This window comes from Polynucleobacter sp. JS-Safj-400b-B2 (genome assembly GCF_018881975.1).
Taxonomy (GTDB): Bacteria; Pseudomonadota; Gammaproteobacteria; order Burkholderiales; family Burkholderiaceae; genus Polynucleobacter.
In genome coordinates, this window is sequence record NZ_JACVPJ010000001.1 from 357,519 (window position 1) to 366,070 (window position 8,552).

7 protein-coding genes, 1 tRNA gene and 1 pseudogene are annotated in these 8,552 nt (G+C 45.9%); 6 read left to right on the top strand and 3 right to left on the bottom strand.

What is annotated here, in order from left to right:
- The first annotated feature begins 5 nt into the window (after positions 1-5).
- Positions 6-692: a dienelactone hydrolase family protein gene (locus tag ICN48_RS01845; RefSeq protein WP_216152043.1), complete on the top strand. Its 687-nt coding sequence runs from the start codon at positions 6-8 to the stop codon at positions 690-692.
- Positions 693-815: 123 nt separating this feature from the next.
- Positions 816-1,316 (top strand): hypothetical protein, encoded by a 501-nt coding sequence (locus ICN48_RS01850; RefSeq protein WP_216152044.1) that lies wholly within the window; start codon positions 816-818, stop codon positions 1,314-1,316.
- On the opposite strand, the gene ICN48_RS01855 is transcribed toward ICN48_RS01850, so the two are convergent.
- Positions 1,302-2,612, bottom strand: coding sequence for an APC family permease (locus ICN48_RS01855; protein WP_216152045.1), 1,311 nt, complete (start codon positions 2,610-2,612; stop codon positions 1,302-1,304). The two genes, ICN48_RS01850 and ICN48_RS01855, sit on opposite strands and share 15 nt — an antisense overlap.
- Before the next feature lie 133 nt (positions 2,613-2,745).
- On the opposite strand from ICN48_RS01855, the gene ICN48_RS01860 reads away from it, so the two are divergent.
- Entirely contained in the window at positions 2,746-4,551 is a 1,806-nt protein-coding gene (locus ICN48_RS01860; RefSeq protein WP_216152046.1) for an amidohydrolase, read from the top strand.
- Between the two features lie 115 nt (positions 4,552-4,666).
- On the opposite strand, the gene ICN48_RS01865 is transcribed toward ICN48_RS01860, so the two are convergent.
- A tRNA-Leu gene (locus ICN48_RS01865) sits at positions 4,667-4,753 on the bottom strand.
- Between the two features lie 155 nt (positions 4,754-4,908).
- Here ICN48_RS01865 and rnr point away from each other — a divergent pair.
- The 3 genes from rnr to ICN48_RS01880 are packed head-to-tail and all read left to right on the top strand — an operon-like array spanning position 4,909 to position 8,339.
- Positions 4,909-7,299, top strand: coding sequence for a ribonuclease R (gene rnr, locus ICN48_RS01870; protein ID WP_216152047.1), 2,391 nt, complete (start codon positions 4,909-4,911; stop codon positions 7,297-7,299).
- A gap of 58 nt (positions 7,300-7,357) precedes the next feature.
- Entirely contained in the window at positions 7,358-8,113 is a 756-nt protein-coding gene (gene rlmB, locus ICN48_RS01875; RefSeq protein ID WP_216152048.1) for a 23S rRNA (guanosine(2251)-2'-O)-methyltransferase RlmB, read from the top strand.
- 40 nt (positions 8,114-8,153) lie between these two features.
- Positions 8,154-8,339 (top strand): DUF2892 domain-containing protein, encoded by a 186-nt coding sequence (locus ICN48_RS01880; RefSeq protein ID WP_216152049.1) that lies wholly within the window; start codon positions 8,154-8,156, stop codon positions 8,337-8,339.
- Positions 8,340-8,432: 93 nt separating this feature from the next.
- Here ICN48_RS01880 and ICN48_RS01885 read toward each other — a convergent pair.
- A pseudogene (locus ICN48_RS01885) lies at positions 8,433-8,552 on the bottom strand (IS30 family transposase); the annotation flags it as partial.

Here is an 8,552-nt window from a genome sequence, read left to right on the forward strand (position 1 = left end):
TCCCTATGATTGAATTTAAAAGACCTGATGGACAGGCATTAAATGGATATTTGGCAGAGCCAAGTGATAAAGCGAATGCCCCTGGGATAGTTGTCATTCAGGAGTGGTGGGGTCTTGATGAAGAAGTGAAGGCAGTGGCTGATCGTCTGGCTAAAGCAGGTTATCGCGCATTAGTCCCAGATTTGTATCGCGGTAAGTTGGCCCTGGAGGCTAATGAGGCGGAGCATTTAATGGGTGACCTCAATTTTGGGGATGCCGCCGGGCAAGGTATTCGTGGCGCTGTTCAATACTTAAAAGCCACTGGCAGTGCAAAGGTTGCCGTCACTGGATTTTGTATGGGTGGAGCGTTAACTATCCTTGCGGCATGTAATGTGCCAGAGTTAGACGGCTCTATTGTCTGGTACGGCAATCCACCGCTGGAGTACGTTAATGCTGGAGCCATTACCAAGCCAATGCTGGGGCATTGGGCCTTACACGACGAGTTTTTCCCAATCGCAGGCGTAGATCAGTTGGAGGAAAAGCTAAAAGAAGCGGGCGTCTATTATGAATTTCATCGCTACGATACAAAGCATGCCTTTGCAAACCCAAAGGCTGATTCAAGAGACTTGCCGCCTCTAAAATACAACGCTGAAGCTGCAAAACTGGCCTGGGAACGTACGCTTGATTTTTTACAAAAATATATCAATAGCTAAGCTATCTGAACGTTCATTCCAAAGAAAACCAAAGAAGGTCAAAATGCGGTTCAGCCGGATGCCTTCTATAAAATTATCGAATCTATTAAAACTCGTAAAGAGTAATTCCTATCCTGAATCATCATGCACTTATTTGCCGAAAATCTTGCTGTAGAAATTTCTAGTTACTACCGTAACTTAGCCCTGGCTCATGGTGTTATTCCAAAGGTATTTACTTTGGTAAACGGGGAGGGTGATCAATACCTCTTTTTTATTGAGGATCTTCCTTTTGAGAAAGATGAAGAGATCAATCAGTTTCTTACTTATATAGTGCAAGCGCATGAGGCAGTTTGCTATGCTCGGGGTACTTTAGTCATTGTTGAAAAGAATCAACAGTTCATTGAGTTTGCGGTGATCGACCGCGATGATGCAGATGCGATTGTTTGTTCAGCAGAGCTCACAAGAGATATGGACGATAAGCCCATTAGCTTGAGTGAGTTTGAAAAGACTCTAGTAAAGAAGAGTTCTATTATTTTTGGCAGTCTGTTTGAGCCGGTTCAGTTTTCCGACGATAAGGTCGAGGATTTTGAAAGTCTTTGGCTGGAAATGAAATCCAAAATCTTGCACCGCTCAATGGGGCTTTAATTTCTTCCTGAGGAGCTTTCGAGAAGTCGCCTCTAGGGCGAAAGAACCAACCAAGGCGCACCCTAGTGCGATCGCACTACCCGGCGCACTCTCGATGACATTGATAAATAGGGTAGTAAACAAACTTAAGTTAATAATAATTGCTGCCCAAAGTGGCCATAGTTTTGCACCGGTTTGTTTGCGCACCAGAATGTGTCCATAAGTAATCGCCGCATATACCAATAAAAAAGCTAAGCTAGCCATCTTCCCAACAACATCTAATGGGAATGCCAACACCAAAGCAATGACTAAAAATGCAGAAACGGTTAACGCACGTAATTCCGTTTTTAAAACAGACTCACTCAGAGCCTTGGAGATTGAACTCTTCCTGGCCATATCAGCCGCAATATTCGCTGCTGCAAAGATGGTTGCATTGAGTGCAGCAGCACAAGCCAGGAGGGCTGAAGTACCTATAACAATAAAGCCCGCCTTTCCGGCTACGATTTGGGCTGCATCTGCCAATACATGGCCGTTGTACTCCGCCATCTGAGCCGGAGAAAGCAATAGTGTTGAAGCCGTGCTGACCAGCACATAAGCAATTGTTACTAAAACAAGCGCAGAGAACATGGCAAGGGGTAACTCTTTTTGGGGTTCTTGCATGGCGTTTGAAGAGTTCGTGACTACTCCAAAGCCTTGATAGTTGATATACAGTATGCCTGTAGCTATCGCAATGCCATTGAGGGACCAGCTGGTGTTCTGAAATGCACCGACGTTAGCAACATGAATACCCTCAACAGAAAAGAGTAGAAGGGCGATAGTGACAAAGCCAATCGCTAACATTTCTGCTTTGCCAACAATATTGGTGCCCAGTAAGTTAATGCCAGCGCACAGAATGACAATGCCGGCACCCACAAGCTTAACTTCGATTGGGGATAGACTTCCACCAAGCAAAGTATTGGCGTATTCAGAAAAGCCAGCAGCATATAGTGCGGCAGCAATGAGGTAGCCTAGGTATTGGAATATGTTGAGGCCACCAGAAATTACCCCCGGGCCAAAGCTCATCACCGTGAATGTGGCAGCACCTCCGCTACTAGGAAAAGTAGCGCCTAATTTGGCATAAGAATAGACCGAAAAAGAGGCGGCTAGAGCGCCAAGTAAAAAGGCTAAGGGAATGTGGGATCCGGCATGCGCACTAGCGGTTCCCAGAAGAGAAAAGAGTCCAGCACCCATCATTCCCCCAATACCTAGTGCGGTGGCAGAAAATAGGCTAATTTCTTTGGTTTTCTTGCTCGGGTTTTTAAGTAGGACGGGGGTCAATGGGCTGTTTAAGGGTTGTTTTGGGCTTATTGCTAAATGTCCTATATTAAAGCTAATTGGGGTTATGGAGGGCCATTTAAATAGTTAATAAATGGCATAATCCTCAGAACAATAACTACCTATTGGGACCCTTGTGAAGAAAATCAATCGTACTTTCATTTCTAAATCTATTTCTGCTTTTGTGATGTGCTCTGCACCACTTTTCGCTTCTGCGGAAGTTGTGGTTTTAAAAGCTGCAAACATTATTACGATGGATGAAAAAAATCCACGCGCAGAAGCAATTGCTTTTGATACGAATACCAAGAAGATCACTGCAGTTGGATCATTGAAAGACGTTAGTGCATCTGCTCCTAACGCAACAGTAAAAGATTTAGGCACAACAGTATTGATGCCGGGTTTTATTGACCCGCACAACCATCCCTTCCTCTCGGGAATTACAACTCAGGCGCCTGCATTTTGGATTGCACCTTATGTTGGCTATAAGACTTGGGCAGATGTTCAGGCCAAAATTCTGAAGGAAGACAAAGCAGCTCCTGCTGGAGTGCCGTTGATATTTAATGGCGTTGATAAATTGCTACAACAAGCTCCAACACCGACAAAGGATGTGCTTGATAAGTTGACCCCAAGTGGCCGCCCAGTGCTCGTGATCGACAATTCTGGGCATGCGGTGTATTTCAATACTGCATCAATTAAAATGTTGGGTTGGAAAGGTGGCAAACCGCCTGCAAATCCTGTAGGTGGAAGTTTTGGTCGTAACAAAGACGGCGCCTCTAACGGAACTGCCAATGAGACTGCTGCCATCATGGCTGTAGCAGGTCCTATCCTTCCTAAGGCCATCCCTCATCTATTGCTTTCAGGAGCAGAGTGGTATGCCTATATGGCCTCTCTTGGAATTACTGCTACTTCAGAGCACACATACAGCACTGGCATGTATAAGGGTTACTTAGCACTTGCTTCTGTACCTAATAGCCCGCTGAGAATGAGCGTCTACCACATGGCTGTTGATGCCGACGCTGGCGTTAAAGCCACTTGGCCCGATTCAAGTATGGTTCGCAAAAACGGTATCAAACTTTGGGCAGATGGAACCCCTTGGTTAGGAAGTGTTGCTCAAAGCTTTGGATATTTGGATAATGAGCGGACTCGTAATGCCGAAATTATTCTGGGGCCACTTGGCGAGAAAGGTATGAACTATACCCGCTTGCAACTTGATGAGTTACTTGATAAATATTCCCCGATGGGTTATCAGATGGCGTTTCACTGTAATGGTGACGTAGGATTTGACGTAGTCCTTGATGCCTATGAGTATGCGCTGAATAAATATAACCTGATCGGTACTGATCACCGTTGGCGTGTTGAGCATTTGGGCGCCGCACGTGCAGACCAATTTAAGCGCGCAGAAAGTCTTGGTGTAACAGTTTCACTAGCACCTTTCCAATATATTTATTGGGGCGATTTATTGGATGGCACCATGTTTAAGCCTGAGTATGGCGCTCAATGGCAGCGTGCTGGAGATTCATTCAAGTACAACATTCATACTACATTCCATAATGATGGTTCAGTATCTCCGCCTAGTACCTTGAGAAATATTCAACATATGGTTACTAGAACAACAGATGCTGGAACTGTTCACGGTGCTAATCAGGCAGTCACCTTAGATCAGGCGCTTAAAGCTTCCACTATTAATGGCGCATACCAATTAAAGCGTGATACTGAAATTGGATCACTTGAGGTTGGTAAGTATGCCGATTTAGTAGAGCTTTCAGCCGATATCACTGCTGTTAATCCGAATGAGATTATGGATAAAGTGAAAGTTCAAGGCACTTGGCTTGGTGGTAAAAAAATCGATACCGCTCAATTCTTGAAAGAAATTAAAGCGATTGATCCAAGTGAGCATCAGGCGCTTGGTGAAGCAAGCCTTAAAGGGGTTCACAGCCATTAAGTTGCTGTCTACGTTATTGAAAGCCGCCTTCGGGCGGTTTTTCTTTGGGTGCACCAGAAGTGATCCTATTGAAAAGGAGGGCTTTGGACCCCATATAGGTCTTTGTAGGTGTATTTGGTGCCCAGGAAGGGACTCGAACCCCCACAACCTTACGATCGCCAGCACCTGAAGCTGGTGCGTCTACCAATTTCGCCACCTGGGCATGCCTTTATTATAGGGGGATGAGTGTTTTGAGGTCATTTCCGCTCCCATTTGGCTTTTTCCCTTCAGACTTGGTGGTTTGATACAGTAGCCTTATTCATAACAAAAATAGATATCACTAGATATATACAGGGCATGTATTGCCAAAGGAATTAAATGCGTAAAGCAAAAGACTTGGTGCCACGTGAGGCTGACCGTTTAGGAGCAGTTCAAGGGCATCGAGATGGATTTGGATTTGTGATTCCTGATGATGGTGGCGAAGATATCTTTCTGTCAGAAAGAGAAATGTCACGTGTCATGCATGGTGACAGAGTGAACGTCAGAGTATTAGGTACAGATCGACGTGGTCGTCCAGAGGGACAAATTGTCGAGGTCGTTCTGCACGTCAATAAGGTAGTGATCGGCCGTCTCTTAAATGAAAACGGTGTTTTGATTGTTGCGCCAGAAGATAAGCGCATTGGTCACGACATCTTGATTCCACCTAAAGGGCAGGGAAACGCCAAATTAGGTCAAGTGGTTAGTGTTGAGATTATTGATTACCCAGATAGTTATCGCCAAGCGGTAGGTCGAGTAGTTGAAGTCTTGGGTGAGATTGATGATCCTGGTATGGAAATCGAAATCGCTGTACGGAAGTATGGCGTCCCCCATGAATTCTCTGCTGCTGCTATGAAGGAGGCGGCAGCATTGCCAGATACAGTGCAGCAGACAGACTTAGAAGGCCGCGTTGATTTACGTGATGTGCCTTTGGTCACCATTGACGGTGCTGATGCACGTGACTTTGATGACGCTGTCTATTGCGAGCCCGTCATGTACGGTCAGACTAAAGCTTGGCGTTTAATAGTGGCAATTGCTGACGTATCTCATTATGTGAAGCCGGGTCATCCATTGGACGACGAGGGTTTATTGCGCGCCACTTCAGTGTATTTTCCAAGGCGCGTCATTCCGATGCTTCCTGAGAAGATTTCGAATGGTCTTTGTTCGTTAAACCCCGGCGTTGATCGTCTGTGTATGGTGTGTGATTCTGTTGTCGATAACAACGGTATTGTTTTGGCATATCAGTTTTATCCGGCAGTGATGCACTCAGCGCAACGCTTTACTTACGATACTGTTTGGGAGATTCTTTCTAATAGCAAGGGTCCTGAAGCAACACGCTTTGCCCAGTTCCGCCCATTGCTGGGTAATCTATATTCACTTTATAAGATTTTGTTGGCTGCTCGTGAGAAGCGGGGAGCTATTGAGTTTGAAACTACTGAGACTCAGATCATTAGTAATGAGCTTGGTAAGATTTTGCGCATTGAGCCACGTCTTCGTAATGATGCCCATCGCTTAATTGAAGAGTGCATGCTGACGGCGAACGTTTGTGCTGCTGACTTTATTGATAAAAATAAGCACCTTAGTCTTTATCGTGTGCATGGTGAGCCATCAGAAGAGAAGTTGGTTACTTTGCGCCAAGTTCTGAGAACTTCAGGTCTTTCATTGGGAGGTGGCGACAAGCCCAAGCCACGTGACTACGCTAAATTAATGCGTGAAATTAAAGAGCGCCCCGATTTCAGCATGCTCCAGTCAGTGGTATTGCGCTCCATGCAGCAAGCGATGTACCAGCCTGATAACGAAGGCCACTTTGGCTTGGCTTACCCAGCTTACTCACATTTCACTAGCCCGATTCGCCGTTACCCTGATTTGCTAACGCATCGGGTGATTAAATCGATTCTTCAAAAAAAGGCTTACGTTCCAGTACTGCCGCCGATGGTGCCTCTCAACTTAACTTTGCCTCGTAAGGGTAAAGGTCGTGAGAATGCAGTCAATGCCAAGAAATCCCAAAGTGATGCCAAAACAGGAGCTGCAAAGGGTACAAGAGCACCCAAGGGCGCCAATGCCGCATTGCCAATCTGGGGCCAATTAGGCGTTCATTGCTCATCTAATGAGCGTCGTGCTGATGAAGCATCACGTGATGTAGAGGCTTGGCTCAAGTGTTACTACATGCGCGACCATTTAGGCCAAGAATATGCCGGTACAGTCACTGGTGTTGCCAACTTTGGTTTATTTATCCAGCTAGAGAATCTCTTTGTCGAAGGTATGGTGCATGTCACCGAGCTTGGTGGGGATTACTTCCAATATGACGAAGCTCGTCAAGAGTTGCGTGGTGAACGTACTGGTATTCGCTATCGCTTAGGCGATCGAGTGCATGTATTGGTAAGTCGCGTTGACTTAGATGCGCGCAAGATTGAATTTAGTCTTGTTAAATCAGTTGGCGCAGAGCCTGGTGGTTCTTCTAACCGTCGCCAGTTGATATTAGCGACCGATACAGGTAGGCCGAATAAAAAGGCAGCTCCTCAAAGAGGTCGTTCTGACAATAGGGTTCCGCAAAAGCCAAGCGGCATCAATGTTAATGCAGCTAAATCTGCTGGAACTCTAGGGGCTAACCAGTCAAAGAGTAAAGCCAGTAAAAATAGTAAGAGCGGTAAAACTGCCAACCCAGGTAGGTCTGTTGGTAAACCTGCAGGCAACAAGCCTCCGGTTCGCAGTACTAAAGCACGCCGCAAATAAAGATTAATTAGAAAAATAACAAAAAAGTAAGATAAAAAAATAAGATGAAGCAAACAATATGAAGCAAATACTAGTAGGTTTTCATGCAGTGCAAGCGCGTTTACGAGTCGATCCAGATAGCTTGAAGTCTGTGTACTTTGATTCTGGTCGTCGCGATAGACGCATGGGCGATTTCTTAAAACAAGCAGAAGAGGTTCTCGGTGAGCGTTTACACGCTGCTGACGCAGAACGTTTGCATAAGCTGACAGGTCATGATCGTCACCAAGGTGTTGTGGCCTTGGCCGACAAAATGACTGTCGCGCGCACTGTTACTGAAGTGGTTGAAGATGCTGAGAGTGCTCAGAAAAAGCCATTGTTCCTAGTGTTAGATGGCATTACTGATCCCCATAACTTTGGCGCTTGCCTGCGCGTAGCGGATGGTGCTGGCGTAGATGCTGTAGTGGTTCCTAAAGATCGCTCCGCATCTATCAATGCCACTGTAAGCAAGGTATCTAGCGGGGCATCAGAAGTGATACCCGTTATTACAGTGACCAATCTCGTTCGTAGTATGAAAGAAATGCAAGAAGCGGGTGTTTGGCTCATCGGCACCGATGACGAAGCCACAAAATCAATTTATGACCTCGACCTCACGGGTCCGATTGCGATTGTGATGGGGGCTGAAGGCGAGGGCATGCGCCGCCTTACAAAAGAAACCTGTGATGAGTTGGTGCGTATTCCGATGCAAGGGGCTGTTTCAAGTTTGAATGTATCCGTTGCAAGTGGCGTATGCTTGTATGAGGCATTAAGACAGCGCCTAGCTAAAGTAAGTAAATAAGGTAACTCACAAGGCTGCCAAGTAAAACAAGGAGCTTTATATGAAATGCAATATCGGACATACTGATCGCGTTTTACGAATGACTGTTGGGGTAACGCTCATGGGTTTGGCTGGCTTTGGTATTACTGGTCCCTGGGCTTGGATAGGCATCATTCCATTGTTAACGGGAGTGATCGGCAATTGCCCAGCTTACTCAATACTGGGTATCGATACCGCCAAGAAGTAAGTAATAGTTTTGGTCGCTGCCAAAATCCTTACCAAAGCCATCCTTCGGGACGGCTTTTTGTTTGGTGCCGATGGTCCGCTATCGGCCTTGATTTCAACCCGTCGATGCAACAGTTAGGGCAAAACGTTCTGCCGGTGTTTGATAGTTTAGTGTTTTTCTAGGACGTTCATTGAGTTGCCTTGCTACAGCATTGAGTTTGGCTTGGGAGTAATT